14 protein-coding genes, 1 pseudogene and 1 riboswitch are annotated in these 18,764 nt (G+C 33.2%); of the genes and pseudogenes, 2 read left to right on the top strand and 13 right to left on the bottom strand.

The window, feature by feature from the left end; translation table 11 throughout:
• Positions 1-14: 14 nt before the first annotated feature.
• From ABV008_RS12880 to ABV008_RS12870, 3 genes are read right to left on the bottom strand one after another with little or no spacing between them, the layout of a single operon-like run.
• On the bottom strand, positions 15-827 hold the full coding sequence (locus tag ABV008_RS12880; RefSeq protein ID WP_352420238.1) for an ABC transporter permease: 813 nt from the start codon (positions 825-827) through the stop codon (positions 15-17).
• A gap of 4 nt (positions 828-831) precedes the next feature.
• Positions 832-1,695 carry an ABC transporter permease gene (locus ABV008_RS12875; protein WP_352420237.1) on the bottom strand — a complete coding sequence of 288 codons (864 nt, stop codon included), beginning with the start codon at positions 1,693-1,695 and terminating at the stop codon, positions 832-834.
• 2 nt (positions 1,696-1,697) lie between these two features.
• Positions 1,698-2,933 carry an ABC transporter substrate-binding protein gene (locus tag ABV008_RS12870; RefSeq protein ID WP_352420236.1) on the bottom strand — a complete coding sequence of 412 codons (1,236 nt, stop codon included), beginning with the start codon at positions 2,931-2,933 and terminating at the stop codon, positions 1,698-1,700.
• A gap of 370 nt (positions 2,934-3,303) precedes the next feature.
• Between ABV008_RS12870 and ABV008_RS12865 the strand changes: the two genes are divergently transcribed.
• Positions 3,304-4,218: a nucleoside hydrolase gene (locus ABV008_RS12865; protein ID WP_352420235.1), complete on the top strand. Its 915-nt coding sequence runs from the start codon at positions 3,304-3,306 to the stop codon at positions 4,216-4,218.
• Between the two features lie 36 nt (positions 4,219-4,254).
• Here the strand turns inward: ABV008_RS12865 and ABV008_RS12860 are convergent, their stop codons facing one another.
• The 4 genes from ABV008_RS12860 to ABV008_RS12845 all read right to left on the bottom strand — a co-directional run bounded on the left by ABV008_RS12860 (position 4,255) and on the right by ABV008_RS12845 (position 9,915).
• Positions 4,255-4,614, bottom strand: a complete 360-nt coding sequence (locus tag ABV008_RS12860) for a DUF2680 domain-containing protein (protein ID WP_352420234.1) — start codon at positions 4,612-4,614, stop codon at positions 4,255-4,257.
• Positions 4,615-4,696: 82 nt separating this feature from the next.
• Positions 4,697-6,445, bottom strand: coding sequence for an ABC transporter ATP-binding protein (locus ABV008_RS12855; protein WP_352420233.1), 1,749 nt, complete (start codon positions 6,443-6,445; stop codon positions 4,697-4,699).
• On the bottom strand, positions 6,446-8,209 hold the full coding sequence (locus ABV008_RS12850; RefSeq protein WP_352420232.1) for an ABC transporter ATP-binding protein: 1,764 nt from the start codon (positions 8,207-8,209) through the stop codon (positions 6,446-6,448).
• A 215-nt stretch (positions 8,210-8,424) separates the two neighbouring features.
• Positions 8,425-9,915, bottom strand: a complete 1,491-nt coding sequence (locus ABV008_RS12845) for a leucyl aminopeptidase (protein WP_352420231.1) — start codon at positions 9,913-9,915, stop codon at positions 8,425-8,427.
• Between the two features lie 149 nt (positions 9,916-10,064).
• Between ABV008_RS12845 and ABV008_RS12840 the strand changes: the two genes are divergently transcribed.
• The gene (locus ABV008_RS12840; protein ID WP_352420230.1) at positions 10,065-11,012 is read left to right on the top strand and encodes a calcium/sodium antiporter; all 948 of its coding nucleotides are present in this window, start codon (positions 10,065-10,067) and stop codon (positions 11,010-11,012) included.
• A 100-nt stretch (positions 11,013-11,112) separates the two neighbouring features.
• Here the strand turns inward: ABV008_RS12840 and ABV008_RS12835 are convergent, their stop codons facing one another.
• The 6 genes and pseudogenes from ABV008_RS12835 to ABV008_RS12815 all read right to left on the bottom strand — a co-directional run bounded on the left by ABV008_RS12835 (position 11,113) and on the right by ABV008_RS12815 (position 18,755).
• Positions 11,113-11,592: an ECF transporter S component gene (locus ABV008_RS12835; protein WP_352420229.1), complete on the bottom strand. Its 480-nt coding sequence runs from the start codon at positions 11,590-11,592 to the stop codon at positions 11,113-11,115.
• 9 nt (positions 11,593-11,601) lie between these two features.
• The gene (locus ABV008_RS12830) at positions 11,602-13,338 is read right to left on the bottom strand and encodes an NADH-dependent [FeFe] hydrogenase, group A6 (protein WP_352420228.1); all 1,737 of its coding nucleotides are present in this window, start codon (positions 13,336-13,338) and stop codon (positions 11,602-11,604) included.
• Between the two features lie 260 nt (positions 13,339-13,598).
• A riboswitch (molybdenum cofactor riboswitch) is annotated at positions 13,599-13,717 on the bottom strand.
• A gap of 42 nt (positions 13,718-13,759) precedes the next feature.
• The gene (typA, locus tag ABV008_RS12825; protein ID WP_352420227.1) at positions 13,760-15,583 is read right to left on the bottom strand and encodes a translational GTPase TypA; all 1,824 of its coding nucleotides are present in this window, start codon (positions 15,581-15,583) and stop codon (positions 13,760-13,762) included.
• 233 nt (positions 15,584-15,816) lie between these two features.
• Positions 15,817-15,894, bottom strand: a pseudogene (locus ABV008_RS16310) (DUF3362 domain-containing protein); the annotation flags it as partial.
• A complete protein-coding gene (locus ABV008_RS12820; RefSeq protein WP_352420226.1) occupies positions 15,887-16,348 on the bottom strand; it encodes an NUDIX hydrolase in 462 nt (153 codons plus the stop codon). The gene ABV008_RS12820 and the pseudogene ABV008_RS16310, both read right to left, overlap by 8 nt.
• Positions 16,349-16,484: 136 nt before the next feature.
• Complete coding sequence (locus ABV008_RS12815; protein ID WP_352420225.1) at positions 16,485-18,755, bottom strand: DUF3160 domain-containing protein; 2,271 nt, start codon at positions 18,753-18,755, stop codon at positions 16,485-16,487.
• Between the last annotated feature and the right edge of the window lie 9 nt (positions 18,756-18,764).

Genomic DNA, 18,764 nt, shown 5'->3' with positions numbered 1-18,764 from the left:
TAAACTCCCCTTATCTAATTCATAAAAAAGTAATTTCCACTTTTATAATATTTTTTTATAACCTTCTCCATTATTTGAAGGCAAATTAATGTAGTAATTATAAATACAACACTATAAACTGATGCCATCATTCTATCTCCACTTTGTACAAATGGAAACATCAGCATTGGAAATGTAACTATTCTACCTCCACCTATTAAAAAGGTTAAGAAATATTGACTAAAGGATACTGTAAATACCAAGCTTCCTGCCGATACTAAACCAGGTGCTATAATTGGTAACGTAATATTTGTAAAGGCTTGAAATGGATTAGCCCCTAAAACCCTTGCCTGCATTTCCATAGATTCTCCTGTTATTTCAAATACATTCTTTAATATCCGCACACTATATGGTATACAAGGAATCAAATGTACTAAGACTACTCCCATAAAGGTATTAGCTAGTCCTAGATTGATAAATGATAGGTGAATACCCATAGCAACTGCTACAGGAGAAACCATTAATGGAGCAAGAATTAGAAATTCTGCTATCTTCTTGCCTTTAAATTCATATAATGCTAATGCTTTAGCTGCAGGTAAAGTTATAATGAGTGTTATGACAGTGACTAACATTGATAAATAAACACTGCTTAATAGGGTACTAAAAGACTTACTTTTAGGGTCAAAAAAGTATTTTAAGCCTCTTATTCCTATTTCCCTAGGAAATATATTAGGCCATGACCAGTTCTTAGAAAAGCTCCATATTATTAATACAAGTAATGGTAATACTAATATGAATATCATTGAATACATTAATAATCTATAAATTATATTACGTTTTTCTCTCATGAAATCACCTATTATATTTAGAAATCAACTCAAAGGATTTATTGTATAACCAAACTAAAATTAAGGATACAAAGGTCAATATCATATTTATAACCATTGCATAAGGTCTATTAGCTAAGCTTGGATTTGTATATTCTATATATGCTTTAACAGGTAAAGCCTTTGGGGTAGTCGGTCCCAATAGAAAAGGAAGCTCATATGCCCCAAATGAAAATGCAAATATTATTATAAAAGAAGAAAGTATTGATGGCATAATTAATGGAAGCAATACATGAAAAAATACTTGCCTATTGTTTGCTCCAAGATTATGAGCCACAGCTGACAGTTTGTTATTGATGTTGCTTAGTATTGTATATACAACCATAGCTACGAAAGGTATCTCCTTCCAAAGATATGCTGCTATTATTCCGATACCATTTTTATCATATAGTAAAGAAGGAAATTGAGACTGCTCCTCTATGATTCCGATGCTGTATAGAAGCCTTGGCAATATTCCACTTTGAGATAAAATATTATACACTAGTAAGGCTGCAACAATATGTGGTACAACTATAGGAAGCTTGTAAATCATCTCTTCTATGCCTTTTCTGTGTTTACTTCTGAGAATAGAGTAAGCCAAGAGTACACCTAAAAACACTGCAATAATTGAAGATACCATAGATATATAAAGGCTAAAGCCAAGAGAAGATAGAAATCCTTGGCTAGTCAGCACTTCTTTATAATATTTAAGTGTAAATTCAGTTAAGCCTATTGCTCTAAAGTATCCTAAGCTTTGCATAAATGCCATAACAAGTCCTGATAAGAATATTCCTAATACGACTATCATAACAGGTATGAGCATAATAAATGGTTTTAACTTCTTTTCCAATCTTATTCATCCTTTTCAGGAACAGTTTCCATCCATATTTTTTCTATTATTGGTACTAAATCTGCTGGCATTTCTGGCACCCTATGATTTAAAAGCACATCCTGTGGAAGAGTTGCCTCTCCAAGTTCTATGCTATTAAATACTTCTTTTTCTTCATCATTTAGCTTGTTATTATCTAGTACTGGAAGGTCTCCCCATGTTTTAGGCACATACTTAGAAGCCTGAGCGTCAACACTTAATATATAGTCTATAACTGCTAAAGCACCTGATTTATTTGAAGCATTATATGGTATCGCTAAAAAGTGGGTATTTCCTATGGTACCTTTTTCAAAGATAAATGTCTTTGATGTATTAGGAAACTCTCCAGTTTCAATTTTTCCTGATGCTGAATTCGGATTATATGACATGGTCATTATGACCTCATTATCTGAATACATATTATTTAATAATCCACTTTCTGCTGGATAAGTATTTCCTTCCTTCCATAGATACGGCTTTAACTCAATAAGATAATCTATAGCTGGCCGAATTGCTTCTCTTACTATTTCTTCATCTGCTTCCATATCCATAAATTGTTCATGACCTACTATATCATAAATTATATTTCTCACGAAAGCACTACCTGTGAAATCTGGAGGTGCAGGATAAGTAAATTTACCTGGATTGTTCTTAGCAAATTGTAGTAGCTCTTGGTGGTTGCTAGGGACATTATCTACCTTAGCGCTATCATATATCATTACAAATTGAGCTTTCCCGAAGGGTGCTTCTAAGCCTTCTACCGGATAGCCAAAGTCATACTTTACCTCAACTGAATTCTTATCTACATATTTATTGAAGTTTGGAAGCTTGTCAGTAAATGGTCCAAATAGTAGGTTATTTTCCTTTGCAGTAAAGAAATTTTCCCCATTTATCCAAACTACATCTATTTTTCCATTCTGTACATTTAGCTGCTTCTCATTAAGTAGGCTATTTAGTATTTCATCTATATTTATTCCTACCCTATTTATGGTTATATCGTATTCTTCTTTTAATTTATTTGCTAAATATCCATCAATCCAACTATTAGTCTTTTGATCTCCACCATATCCATAGAAGTTCACAGTAGTCCCTCTGGCTTCTTCTAAAATTGTGTCCCAGTTCTTTTCTGATAAATTATACTCTTTAGTATCATCCTTGCTACAGGCAGTTACTACAAGTAATAAAGATAATGTCAGTAGAATTAATATAAGTTTTTTCATTAGTACTTCCCCCTTACTCATAGAAAGTTCTTCTATATAGGTCATTAAAGTAGAACTTTTCTATTCGTTATAAAAAAATTAATTGATATAATATCACTTAGACTAGCTTATATAATGCTCCTAAAAAAATATATCTGAACTAAGGTATTATATCAATCCTATTGTAGCAAATTTCAATTGCTTTTTGTTGTGATAAGTTTTGCACATCTATCAAACATGCTAAATTATCGCATTTTCTCTGTTATAGTATTTATTGATGATACAGCGTCTGATTATAGATATTTTCTATGACACTTACAGGTACTTCCTAGAAATGATAGGTGTGGTGCTATATAATAAATTATGAAAATATAAGAAACGAGGAGTTTGTATGAAAAAAGTTATATTTGATTGTGACAACACAATGGGACTGTATGGAAAAGATGTGGATGATGGTCTGGCTCTTTTGTACCTTCTTGGCAGAAGTGACATTGAGCTAATAGGAGTTACGACAACCTTTGGAAACAGTACAATTGAGGATGTTCACAATAATACTGTAAAGATGTTTGATGAACTAAATATAAACCATATACCGCTAATTAAAGGAGCTGCATCTATAGATGACAGACAAAGTAATGCATCACAATTTCTAGTAGACATGGTTAATAATGCTCCTTCAGAGATTACGGTTCTAGCTACCGGTTCTTTGACTAATCTATTTGGAGCTTATCAACTTGATAACAACTTCTTTACAAAGGTAAAGGAAATCGTACTAATGGGTGGGATAACTAAACCCTTAATAATAGAAGGAAAGGTCATGAATGAACTGAATTTTTCTTCAGATGCTTTAGCTGCATATACTGTATTAAGCTCTGGTGCCAAGGTTACTATATTAACTGGACATATATGCCTGCAGGCTTTTTTTGGAAAAAAAGAATTTGAGCGTTTAATGAATGATGATACTATAGAAGCTTATAGATATATAAAAAATAAATCCTACGAATGGTACAAATATTTCATTGACTTATACAACTCAAAAGGATTCTACAACTGGGACATTGTAGCTGCCGTGTATATTAGCATTCCTGAGCTTTTTGATGAAAACTTTGAAAATGTTGTGTCTACTGTAGATGATTTAAAAACTGGATTTCTTAAGATAGATATTTATTCATCCAATAGTTATAAAATCAATATTCCTTATGTTATAAAGAATGTGAATAAATTTAATGAAATTATATTTGAGGCTTGGAAAAATGCAGAAATAGGGAATTTAGTAATTTCACCTAATGACACTCAAAAGAACTAAGGGGATAGATTCTGATCTATCCCCTTGCTTACCTAATTATCTGTTATTCCATCCAAATCCATTCATCATGCCCTGTCTTTGACCTTGGCCGTTCATCATTCCTCTTCCAAAGCCTCTTCCCATTCCTCTAGTATTATCATTTAGGCAATCTCCTGGGAAATTAAAGCCATTTTCTTCGTGATATTTTTCCATGTACTCAATTCTCTCATTAAATAGCTTAGCTTGCTCTTCTGTGATTTGTCCTGATTTAACTGCTTCATTAACTTTTTCTTTTTTCCAGCTAATCATATCTTTGAACCAGCTTGGAATGTCAGTTGCAGTTTCCGCAAATGCCATTGCTCCAAATGAAAGTACCAAAACAGCTACTACTGATAAAACTAATATTTTCTTTTTCATAACTAAATACCTCCTTATATGTTTGGTAACTTAATTATAAGAAGAAAATGTGAAGGAAATATGAAGTTATTTTATTAGCCCATTATATTGCCTCTTTTATTCCGTTACCAAACTGCTGAGTATATAAACCTTCATATATACCACCTAACTCTAGCAGTTCACTATGTGTTCCTCTCTCAGCTATTTTCCCATCCTTTAAAATTAATATTTCATCTGCATCTTCAATAGTAGATAATCTGTGTGCTATAACTAAAGTTGTTCTACCTGACATTAATTTATTTAACGCTTCTTGAACTAGCTTTTCTGATTCTGTATCTAGAGAAGAAGTTGCTTCGTCTAGTAAAAGTAATGGAGCATCCTTTAGTATTGCTCTTGCAATAGCTATTCTCTGCCTTTGTCCTCCCGAAAGCTTGGTGCCCTTTTCCCCTACAAATGTGTCGTATTTATCTTCCATATTCATTATAAAGTCATGAGCATTAGCCATTTTAGCTGCATTTACCACCTCTTCATAAGTAGCATCTTCCCTTCCATGTTTTATATTATCCATAATAGTTCCTGAGAACAGGTATGCATCCTGTGGGACATATGCAATATTTTTTCTTATGTTTCTAATTGGCTGGTTAGCAATTGAATTTCCACTTATGCCAATATTGCCTTCCTTAGGTGGATAAAGATTTAGTAACAGCTTGAAAATAGTACTTTTACCTCCGCCACTAGGACCAGCTAGTGCATAAACCTTGCCTTTAGGCACACTAAATGTAAGCTCTGATAAAACCTTTTCATCATCATATTCAAAGCTGACATTATTAAAGCTAATTTCACTATTTTCTTCTATCCCACAGTCCCCAATTACCTGGAAGCTTTCAGGCTCTTCTTCCTCATCTAATATTTCAAACAATCTATCTGCAGAAGCAAGTGAGCCCTGAAGCTCAGATATAAAATCTCCAAGCCCTCTAGCCAGTGAACTTACTCCATTTTGAAGCTGAACAACTGCAATAATTACTCCTACTGATATCTCGCCTTTAATTGCCAGGTACGAGCCTACACCTACAATCCCTCCAAAGCTAATTATTCCAATAATATTATTCATAGCTGAAACTATGGCTTTTTGATTTACCCTATCACGTGAAACCTCAAAAACTTTTGTATTATTTTTATTATATTTACCTAATATCACATTGCTGATATTAAAACTTCTAATAATGTGCATTCCTTCTAATAAATCTGTCAATCTTTCATTTAGCTTAGATAAATTTTCCTGTATCTTAAGACTCATGTTTTTCAATACTTTTGCATAGTAGATATTTACAAAAAGGCTTAGTCCTCCTGTTGCAATGGATATACCTCCTAAACGCCAATCTAAAATAAATGTAAATATTAAAGTGCCTATTCCCATTAATATTCTAGATGAAAAATCAATAAAGTAATTTGAGTATGCCTTTTCAACCTCGTTAATATCATTAGTAAGTCTAGAGACTAACTCACCACTATGTCTCCCTTTTATAAAGGTAAGTGGAAGAACATTTACTTTAGAAAATACATTCTTTCTAATATTACCAGTAGTCACCGCAGCAGAACATTGAGCCATGTAAGTAAATATGGGGTAAGTTGCAAATATGATTATGACATATATTCCGTATTTTTTTATTGCATTTATCATCGTTACCCATTCTTTTGCTGTTATGGCATCAAACATATCCTTGAATATCAGTGAAAGAAATACCTGCATTAAAAGTCCAAATATTGAAATCACTAATAACCCAAATGAATATGGAATAAATGATTTTCCCATAAACTTAAAGATTCTTAGAAAGCTGCTATTCTTTTTCAATTAAACCACCTCTTTTCTTAAGGTAAATTCCTGATTTTTAAGCTGCTTGTTATAAAGGTCAGTATAAACTCCATTTAGCTTAATTAATTCATCATGACTTCCTTCTTCAACTATTTTCCCATCTTTTAAAACCAAAATCCTGTCTACATTTCTAATAGTCGATAGTCTATGGGCTATAATTAAACTAGTTTTTTTTCTAATAAATTCATCTAAAGCTTCTTGAACTAAGGCTTCAGATTCTGTATCTAGGGCAGAGGTTGCCTCGTCTAAAAGAAGTATAGGTGCATCCTTTAATATCGCCCTAGCTATAGATAATCTTTGCTTTTGTCCTCCTGAAAGGGTATTCCCCAGTTGACCTACTACTGTTTCATATCCCTTATCAAATTCGTTTATAAAACTATCTGCATTAGCGCTTTTAGCTGCATTAGTGATTTCTTCATCCTTAGCATTTAGCTTTCCATAATTGATGTTCTCCCTTATGGTTTCAGGAAATAGATATGTATCTTGAGATACTAATGCAGAGCTGTTCCTAAGGCTATTTAGATTCCATTCTTTAAGCTCCTTATCTCCTACATTTATTTCGCCACTGTACTTATCATAATAACCGAGCAATAGATTAATAACTGTACTCTTTCCTCCACCACTAGGTCCAACTAATGCAACTGATTCTCCTTTTTTAATAGTAAAATTAAGTCCATTTAATACATTTTCTTCGCTATTTGGATAAGAGAATTCCACATTATTAAAGCTAATAGCATTTATTGTCCCATTTACTTCAAAATTAAGCCCATCTATTCTTTCTTCCTCTGCATCTATTATTTCAAAAACCCTGCCAGCAGCTGCTAGGCTACTCTTCGACTGTCCTAATAACCTAGGAAAATAGCTTATTGGGTGAGTCAAATAGTTTAGTAAATTTATAAATGCTAGTAAACTTCCCACAGTCATAGTGCCTTCGATAGCCCAATATCCACCTATAATAAATGTTGTGAAAAAAGGTATTATTCCTAGTACTAAGGAAAAGCTCTCTAATACTGCCATTACTTTTGCTAGGCGTTTCCCGCTTTTCACACTATCATTGACAGCCTCATCATGTTTTTTCCCTAGGCTTTCCTCAAGATTATATGCTTTGCAAATCTCTATTCCTCCAATGACGTCTTGAACAATAGAATTTACTTTCCCAAGCTTTTCTTGAAGCTCCTTGCTTATCTTTCCTATAGGTGCACTCAAGACACTTGCACCTAAAATCAATATAGGAGTTAATATTAAGCTTATTACAGTGAGCTTCCAACTTAAAATGCACAAATATATTAAAGCTCCAATTGCAGAAAGAGGAATTAAAATCATCTCTGATACTGTAGTAGATAAAAATGTCTTTATTTTGTCAATATCATTAGTTGCCCTTGAAACATAGTCCCCTGAATGGTTCTCTTCCAGCTGGCTAATAGGAATACGTACTACCTTCTCAGCTATTAGCTTTCTTAGTCTAGTTATCCCAGATTCAGTATATATCCCATGTAACCTATTCCTAGAATAAACTAATAACGTATCAATTATAAAAATAGCAACACCAAAGTAAATAGTTTGTTTGAAAAGAGCCATATCCCTGTTAGTAGCTGCGTCAAGAAATTCTTTTATAACATAGGATGTTATTATATTTGTTGCTGCCATAAAAACTGAACATACTAATCCTATAACAAAGTAGGATTTTTGAGGAAAGATCCTAAGTAACCTCTTGAATATCCCCATATCAGTCTTATTCTCCAATATTATCACCTCTATACAATATTTTCTAATTAAGATTATATTATTCTAAATTAAAAATGTCAATATTGATATTAATATTTTTAATAATTTAATTAAAAATATTAATTAATATTAAATATATATAAATATAGTACCTTTATTTCAAGATTTATTTTCTTAAATCTCGAAATAAAGGTGCTAAAAAAAGCCAAGGTTCCTGTCTCCTTGGCTCTCCTTTATTTAGATATTTCTTTTACCATTTGATAAATAGTCCTTACTCCTACTCCTGTCCCGCCTTCAGCAATATATTCGCTGCTTTTACTTGTAAAAGCTGTGCCTGCTATATCCATGTGTATCCAAGGTTTATCTTGTACAAATTCTCCAACAAATAGAGCTGCTGTTATGGCTTGAGGATTTCCTGCAGAGTTTGTCAAATCTGCAACATTTGATTTAAGTAACTCTTTGTATTCTTCAAAATGAGGCATCCTCCATACCTTTTCTCCTGTTACCTTTGAAGCCTCTTCTAAAGCCTTATAAAATTCGTCATCATTAGATACTACTACTGTAGCTGATGAGCCTAATGTAACTACGGCTCCTCCAGTCAATGTAGCTATATCTAGTACCTTTGTTGCATTTTCTTTTTCGATTATATAGTGAATAGCATCTGCCAAAGTCAATCTACCTTCTGCATCTGTACTTCCAATAAATATAGTCTTTCCTGCCATAGAACCAATAATATCTCCTGTTCTATATGCATTACCATTAATCGAGTTTTCACATGCTGCTACTACTGCCACTATATTTACTTTTAACTGTCTTTTCGCTATTGCTTCTATAGCTCCAATTACTGAAGCTGCTCCCCCCATATCACTCTTCATATTTACCATTCCATTTTTGGGTTTAACGCAAAGACCACCGCTATCATAAGTAAGGCCTTTTCCTACTAGACCTATAATATTCTTTTTATTCTTCTTGTCACCAAAATATCTCATAACTACTAGCCTTGGCCTATTTTCAGAAGCTCTCCCAACAGCTAAAAAAGCTTCCATTCCCAGTTCTCGTATCTTATCTTCCTTTAAGACTTCAACCTCAAAACCATTTTCTTTACCTGTTTTTTCTGCAATAGCAGCTAATTTAGCAGGAGTTAGTACATTTGCAGGCTCATTTACCATATCTCTAGCTAGAATAGTGGCTTTACTTAAAATATTACCTTCTTCTGTTCCCTTATTAATATCCACTATTTCATCTGCATTCTCCCCAACAAGATATATATTGTTAATAGGATTCTCTTTCTTGTCTTTAATATATTTATCAAATTTATAGCTTCCTAATATGACTCCTTCTGTCATTGCCCTTGTTATTTCACTTAATGAGAGTTGTTTATTATCTCTTATTGGATAGATATCTATGTTTTTTGCTTTAAACTCTATAGCCTCTTTAATAGCTTTTGCAAAAACTTTCCTGAGTTTTTCTAAATCTAATTCTTCTTTATTTCCTAATCCCAATAAAACTACTTTCTTAGGATTATCTTTTCTCGCTAATCTGAAGCTCTGAATCTCATTATATTTTCCTAAAAACTCCTCTTCACTTAATAAGTTTTTTACCATATATTCAACTTCTTTTACAGGAAAACTAATATCTGAGTCTACAATCCCTTCATAATATGGTAGTGCAATTACCTCCGAAAAACTATCGGTAGATTTTTTTGTTTTCACTTCAAGTAACATATAAGCATCTCCTTCCTATATTTTAAGTTTTCATAATATTACAGTTCTATATATAAACTAATTTTCCTCCAACAAATATTCATATGTATATTTTTATTTCTTTATAATACACATGAACTATACAATATTATTTGATTGGAGGACTTAGTTTGATATATGCCATCTTATTATTTTTTATTGGTTTATTATTAATAATTAAGGGTGGAGACTGGTTCACTGAGTCTGCAATTTCACTAGCTAGAGCCTCAGGTCTTCCAGAAGTTCTCATTGGAGCCACTATTGTTAGTCTAGCTACAACTTTACCTGAAGCAATTGTTTCTATATCTGCAGCTGAAGATGGATATACTACCATGAGTGTGGGAAATGCAATTGGCTCAATTATATGCAACATTGGTCTAGTACTTGCTTTTATAAATGTAACAAAACCAAGTAAAATAACAAGCAATTTTTTTAGGCTAAAATCCATACTTTTAGTTTCTTACTTTATTATAATGTCCTATTTAGCAATTGATGGCACAGTTTGTAAAACAGATGCACTTTTACTTATTGCTATGTTAATTATCTATGTTTTTTTTGATTTCTTTATTCTTAAAAATAAAATAGGTAAAAAAAATGCTAGTGAAAAGTTTGAACTACATTCCAAAATGAAATTAAGGGTTGGAGTATTTTTCATTGTAGGAGCCATATCAATACTAGCAGGTGCTGAATTGTTGATACATAGCGGTGTAATCATAGCAAAAGGCATCGGTGTCCCCGAGTCAGTGATTGCTCTGTCAATAATTGCATTGGGTACATCGCTACCTGAATTTGCAACTGCTCTTACATCTCTTAAAAAAGGCTATGCTAACCTAGCTATTGGAAACATAGTAGGAGCTAATATACTAAATATTACTATGGTAATTGGAATATCGGCTTTGACCTCTCCACTTGACATAATAAGACAGAATATATTTTTAGATTTTCCCGTTGCCCTTCTGTTGATATTGATTCTAGTCATACCATCATTTATTAGAAAAAAGATTTATAGAGTCCAAGGGATTATCTTATTATTTGTATATGTTGCATATGTAGCATTCTTGTATAGCGTTTATCTATAGATGAAGTAAAAAGAAAACAGCCTCAGCTCGTTGGAATATCGGGCTTTGGCTGCTTAAAATAATTAATCTTTATTACCTTATGCTTCATATTTTGGCTATATTATTTTTTATCAATTCTCTCCATAACTTGTAAAATGATAAGAGCAATTGAACCTCCTATTAAAGCAGTTAGTAGCTGTGGAAAGCTTAAGGCTGCCTTTATTGGCGGTTTCACAGTTAAGAAATAATTTACTACAGAGTACAGCAATCCAAATTTCAATAACGCTGCAACAGCAACTCCTACTACCCTACTTCGTTTCTTTAATAAAGAGTAAGTAAGTACATATAAAACATTGCCACACACAATATATGGTACAACAACAATCATTGCAGGAGGTGTAACTCCTAAAACTACAGCCATAAATGGTGTTATCAGTCCAATAGCTGCAGCCCAAGGCAGTCCACACATCTGAGCAGCAATGATTAGTACTGCGTTAATGCCTGAACCAGTAATAAGTTGCCCCATTTTTACAAATTGAAATACTAAAGCAATTGCTAATAGTATAGCTGTTCTTGTTAATGTTTTTGTTTTCTTATTCATATATATCACCTAATATCTTTCTCGCTTTATATAATGAGTGTGTAGTAGGTGGTGAGCCTTATGTCCGTTAGCTTTCCCTAGGTATTCATCATATAAAGCTTTAATTTCTGGATTATTATGAGATTTTCTTAAAGGCATTTCTCTATCAATAGTATATAATCCCTGTGCTCTTTGCCTGCACACTTCATCTGTCTTATCCTTATCCATAATAATTGGCTGTCCTCCGCCGTTTATACAACCTCCTGGGCATCCCATTATCTCTATGAAATGATAATTAGCTTCTTCATTTCTAATTCTATCTAGAAGTCTACCTGCGTTACCTGTACCATGAGCAACAGCCACCTTTACATCAAGATCTCCTATCTTTACAGTAGCTTCCTTAATGCCCTCAAGTCCTCTTACTGGAGCATACTCTATTTCTTTTAAATCTTGTCCTGTCAATATATCAGCTACAGTTCTCAAAGCTGCTTCCATAACGCCACCTGTAGCACCAAATATTACTGCAGCACCTGTAGATTCTCCCATAACCTTATCGAAGCTTTGGTTTTCTAAGGATTTAAAGTCTATTCTAGCTTCCTTTATCATCTTGGCTAGCTCTCTAGTTGTAATAACTGCGTCCACATCCTTGAATCCGTTTACAGATAGTTCTTCTCTTGCAGATTCATATTTTTTAGCTGTGCAAGGCATAACAGATACTACAAATATTTTTTTAGAATCTATGCCCATTTTCTCTGCATAATAAGATTTGGTCAATGCCCCAAGCATTTGGTGAGGAGATTTACAACTTGACAAATTATCTAGAAAATCATTGTGATAATGTTCACAATATTTTATCCAGCCTGGTGAACAAGATGTAATCATTGGAAGTTTTCCACCATTCTTTATTCTGCCTAATAGCTCAGTACCTTCTTCAATAATTGTTAGGTCTGCTGCAAAATCTGTATCAAATACTCTATCAAAACCTAATCTTCTAAGTGCAGTTACCATTTTCCCTTCTACATTAGTCCCTACAGGCATACCAAACTCTTCTCCTAAAGCAACTCTAACTGCAGGAGCAGTCTGGACAACAACATACGTATCATTATTTTCTAGGGCATCCCATATTTTATTCCTATCATCCTTCTCTCTTAATGCGCCAACAGGGCACACCTTTATACATTGGCCACAATTTATACAAGCAACCTCTGACAAGCTTTTGTTAAAAGGAGCAGATACTACTGTTTTAATTCCTCTCCCAGCAAAATCTATCACAGCTGTTCCCTGAACACTTTTACATACGCTTATACATCTTCCACAAAGTATGCATTTGTTTGGATCTCTCACTATTGAAGGTGACATCTGGTCAATATCATAAACATTTTTTTCTCCCTGATATTCCAGCCCATCTACTCCCATTTCTTCAGCAAGCTTTTGAAGTTCACAGTTAAGATTTCTGGAACAAGTGAGGCACTCTCTCTCGTGCCTTGCAAGAATGAGCTTAAGAATTGTTGCTCTAGCTTCTCTAACTTTTTTTGAGGCTGTTTTAACTTCCATACCTTCTGAAACAGGTAAAATACAGGATGCTTGGAGAGTCCTGGCCCCTTTCACTTCTACAACGCACATTCTACAAGCACCAACTTCATTGATTCCCTTCAGGAAACAAAGGGTTGGTATATGGATGCTTAATCCTCTAGCAGCTTCTAAAACGGTTGTCCCCTTTGGTACTTGAGTCTTGATACCATCAATCGTAATGTTAACGTTTTCCATAACATTTGTCCCCCTATAATAAATATTGAATTATATAAAAAAGGCTCCTAAAAAGAATTATAAGGTAGCCTTTTTTGAGCCACTGCATAAGAGCGACTTGCACGAAATCAAAGATTTCTGCAATCTGCTTAAAGCTCATTCATAGAAAGTTCTTTTATATGAGATAATAAAGTAAAGCTTCCCTTTTCATTATAAAAAAGCTCCTTCTAAAAGGAGTTTTTTGTAATAGTAAACAAACCAATAGTTGTATAACAATATCGGTAGTTAAATATGGCTCCTTTCCAAACACGGGAGGCATGAATATTTCTATTCATACCCATAGGTTTATATTCCATAGACAATTGTCTTTAGGATTATAAACTCGGAATTATTCTATTATTATATAAATAATAATTTATTGTGATATTTGTGTCAATAGATTTTATTTCTTTTTAGATTTATATCTTAAGCTACTATCAAGTATACTTTTTCTTACTCTAATACTTTCGGGAGTAATCTCTAGTAGCTCATCTGCTTCAATAAACTCTAATGCTTCCTCTAGGCTCATAACATTAGGTGGTGAAAGTCTTAGAGCATCGTCTGTGCCTGATGCTCGAGTGTTTGTAAGTTGTTTTTTCTTACATACATTTACTTCTATATCATCAGACTTTGCATTTTGACCTACTACCATACCTTCATATACTTTAGTTCCTGGTGTAATAAATAAGGTTCCTCTTTCTTGTGCTGCATATAACCCATATGTTACAGCTTCTCCAGATTCAAAAGCTACTAATGAGCCTTGAGGTCTTCTTGGAATATCTCCTTTATATGGCTGATATCCTTCAAATACTGAATTTAATATACCATTACCTCTAGTGTCAGTCATAAATTCTGAACGATACCCTATAAGCCCTCTAGCAGGTATTAAAAATTCTAATCTAGTATATCCTCCAGTAGGCTGTGTCATAGTAACTAGCTCTCCTTTTCTTTGTCCAAGTTTTTCTATGACTGAACCAACAAATTCTTCTGGCACATCTATAGTAACTTTTTCTATAGGTTCATGTTTCTTTCCCTCAATAGTTCTAAATAAAACCTCTGGTTTTGAAACTTGAAATTCATAGCCTTCTCTTCTCATAGTTTCTATTAAAATAGAAAGATGAAGCTCTCCTCTTCCTGATACTTTAAATGAATCTGTTAAGTCGGTTTCTTCTACTCTTAAGCTTACATCAGTATTGAGTTCTTTAAATAGTCTTTCTCTAACCTGTCTTGATGTTACAAACTTTCCTTCTTGACCTGCAAAAGGACTATTGTTAACTGAAAATGTCATAGCTATAGTTGGCTCTGATATTTGCACGAAAGGAAGTGGCTCAGGACGCTCAGGTGAGCAGATTGTATCTCCTATGTGTATTCCTTCAACACCAGATACTGCTATTATGCTTCCTATTTCCGCACTTTCTACTTCAACTCTATTAAGCCCTTCAAACTCATATACCTTCGTAATTTTAACTTTTTTCAATACATCTGGCTCTAAATAATTAACTATTACTGCCTGTTCATTTACATTGATACTACCTCTTTCTACTTTTCCAATCCCTATTCTTCCTACATACTCATTGTAGTCTATTGTAGATATTAGAACTTGAAGAGGTTCAGCTTTTTCTCCTTCTGGAGCTGGTATATATTCTAGTATAGTCTCAAATAAATCTTCCATATTATCTTTTTGAGTATTTATGTCTAATGAAGCAGTTCCACTTTTAGCAGATGCAAATACAAATGGACAGTCTAGCTGACTATCATCTGCACCAAGTTCAATAAATAAGTCTAACACTTCATCTATAACTTCATTAGGTCTTGCTTCTGGTCTATCTACTTTATTTATACATACTATTACTGGTAGATTTAATTCTAATGCTTTTTTTAATACAAATTTTGTCTGTGGCATAGCACCCTCAAAAGCATCAACCACTAGTATTACACCACTTACCATTTTAAGAACACGCTCAACTTCTCCACCAAAATCCGCATGTCCAGGAGTGTCTATTATATTTATTTTTGTACCTTTATAGTGTACAGCAGTATTTTTTGATAGTATTGTAATACCTCGTTCTCTTTCTAGGTCATTTGAGTCCATAACCCTTTCAGTAACTACTTGATTTGCTCTAAAAGTACCACTTTGTCTCAAAAGCTGATCTACAAGCGTAGTTTTACCGTGATCAACGTGGGCGATTATAGCTAAATTTCGTATATCATCTCTTTTTGTTTTCACTATTATTCCTCTTTCCAATTAAAATTCCAACAAAAGTTATTTTATCACACTGAGTATAAAAATCAATAAAAGAATGAATATTTAACTGTTTATTATTAGTTTTGTCAATTTAAATATATATATTAATCCAATTCATACCTAAAAATTCTCTTCAGCAATTAACAGAAAATAATTATATGTCATGTTAAGTATTTCTCTTCTTAACCTATTAATTCAATTCTTCCTGCCTTTTAAAGCGCCTCATATACCAAATCATAATTTTTAGGATTTCTATACTGAATTAGTGCTCTTTGCATTGCTTTCTCATAAGGAGTCATATGAAACATTTGTATGGGTTCTTAGCTTGTCCGCTTTTTTAATGCAACTCTTTACCCAATGTGGTATCTCTATGTTTTCTAAAATTTCTTTCGTTGTCATCCAATAAACTTCTCCTACCTCATTAGGTGATGCACAATAAGGCTCTCCCTTTTCAATCTTACAGAGGAATATTACATCTATAACAGGTCCCCATTTTTTAGATATAAATCCTATGCTATCAACGTATTGCATATCTTCACTAAGCTCTATGCCTACTTCTTCCATTACTTCTCTTCTCAATGTATTTTCAAAAATATTATATTCTTCTCCTTCATTCTCCACCTTGCCCCCCACCATTGCTATTATCCCAGGTGCGTATTCTTCTTTCTCACTTCTTTTTATCATAAGCCATTTATGGTCTCTATATATGGCACCTACAACGTTTATTACATTTCTAATGCAGTCCATAATTGTCCTCCTAAAGTACATATATTGACTAGTTTCTACTATAACCTTATATATAGTTATATCATTTTTAGACTTTCAATGCTATAGAGAACAAAGATACAACTTAAAATCCACCTGTTCCAGGTGGATTTTAAGTTTACCTATTTTCTTTTTCCCAATCTACTTCAGGTGGTTCTATTTTAACATTGTTTGTCTTGGATTTAAATGTATTTACCCAAAATGGTTGAGTTGGTAGCTTTTTAGATGGCTCTCCAAACTCAAAATATTCATAGCCGTCTCCTTTTATAGTCTTAAGTCCATGAAGCTCTTGCCATTCTTCATCAGTTAATCTCTTGTCACTAATAAATTCATAATAGGAATATACTCCTCCTCTTGTTAAATATAACTTGCCCTCAACAGGTACAACTACGTAGATTTCATCAAAATATCCCGTTCCCATACTTAGGTAATGGCTGCCAGGCAGTGTTGCTACATCTGATACAAGCATTGCACTTTTTTCAATTGGATAAGTGCCATTAAGTAGCTCGTCTTTAGATGCACTTCCGAAGATATAATCATATTGTATTGCTTCAATTGTACCTCCTACCCATAATAAACTGTTTTTTTCATCATCTGTGAGAGGTTCATTATTAAGCTCCTTCAATGAAACTGTTATTAACAGCTGCAATAATTCAATGTTCCTTTTACTGCCTTCTTTGAAAGCATCATTTAGTAGCCCTCTAGACTTTAAATTCTGTGTAGTATAATCTATTAACCAAAGCAATGTATCATATAATTCTATATTTGGCTCAACATAGTGCTGGTCCCAAACTGGCATTGCCCCACCAGCCTCTGCTACCGGCTGCTTTCCGTATAAAACAGTATCATGCTTTAATTCTGCATAACTAGATAGTGCAGCATTTAAGGATTTATTCTTCCAAGCATTATTAGTCATAAAAATAGGCATTCCAGAATTATTATCAAATTCGGTTAATTGTTTTTTAATTGACCATAGCCATCCATTATATAGATTACTTTTCCATAGCTCGTCCTTATAACTCCTCACCGCTGCCTTTAGTACATTATATTTTTCTTCATATAAAGGCCATGCTTTTTGAGGTTCATAAACTTTAAATAACAAGTCTTCTCCATGCTTACTTCCCAATACTCCCATTACATCTAATCCATTTGGGACAGGCCTTTTCTGTGGCTCCATTAGTTCCTGCATTATATACCCATCTAAAATATATCTCTGCCCCATAAATTTAAAGTTTTTAGTTGGGTCTTTTTCTACAAACTTGCCTACTATTTGGGGCTCTCTTAAATCCTTCACCCCTTGGTGGAGCTTATCATAGTAGGATTTGTCAATGAATTTATTGACATTTGCATCCTTACCAAATACAGAAATAATCATATCTTTCATATCTAAAATATTTATGTCATCTGATTGCCCTACATAAAAACCTGTTGGCTCATAAATATTATTCCATGCTTTAACATCATTAGTTCCATTATAGTCCATAAAAACTGTATAAGTTAACAAAAGTGCCTTTAATGTATTTTCATAATATAATTCATCTGTCTTCAAGTCCATTAACTCAATAGGAGTGAAACCATACCACATCATGGTCTTAAAGAAGTTTTCAAGTGACTCATTTTTTGTATAATGACCTCTTACTGTAAATTGTGAATAATCAAGTACATTTTCAAATAAAGATGAATCTTCCTGCCCCGATGCATTTTGGATAAGACTATATTCTTTCTTTGCTAAATCTAAAATATCATTATCTACAGCTTTCTCTATCTTTTCATTTCCTGATACAAGCATTTTAGCAACTAGAAAATATGCTATGTTTTTTTTCTGTATTTCTTTCAGTTCATTATCCTCTATTTGTTCTAGCAAAGAGATAGATTTGCTTAGCATCCTATCTGTTAATGAATCCAAATCTTTGAACAAATATTCTGTTTCAACATTAAGAAGTGATTTCTCATAAAACTGGTGGTATAGATGCAATACTGTGTCTGCTGTAATAAAATTAGGTATGTCTGAATACTCATTTTCTTCATATATGTAATGTATTTTTGTTCTCCTACTAGGCAGCACAACAAATCCATTTCTAGAAAGCATTTTCTTCTGTTCATCAGTAAATCCAGAGAATCGATGTATGTTTTCAATATTAGAAAGGTCTTCTTTTATAGTATAAGGCTTGACATTAGCTTCGTAATTAGTAGATTTATAAGGTACTTGAATATTTTTAATTTCCTCTGGTACTGTCCAATTCATACTAGGTTCATTTATGTCTACAATATCTTCTTGTGTATTAGTAGGTTCATCATCTGTATTATTAACATTATTGCCCCTGGTGCAACCAAACAAAATACTATTTAGTATGATTATTACAATTAAAAGCTTACTTATCCGTCTCAATCTATTCCC

It is taken from the genome of Proteiniborus sp. (assembly GCF_040308045.1).
Taxonomy (GTDB): domain Bacteria; phylum Bacillota; class Clostridia; order Tissierellales; family Proteiniboraceae; genus Proteiniborus.
This window is presented reverse-complemented; position numbering and strand designations above follow the sequence as displayed.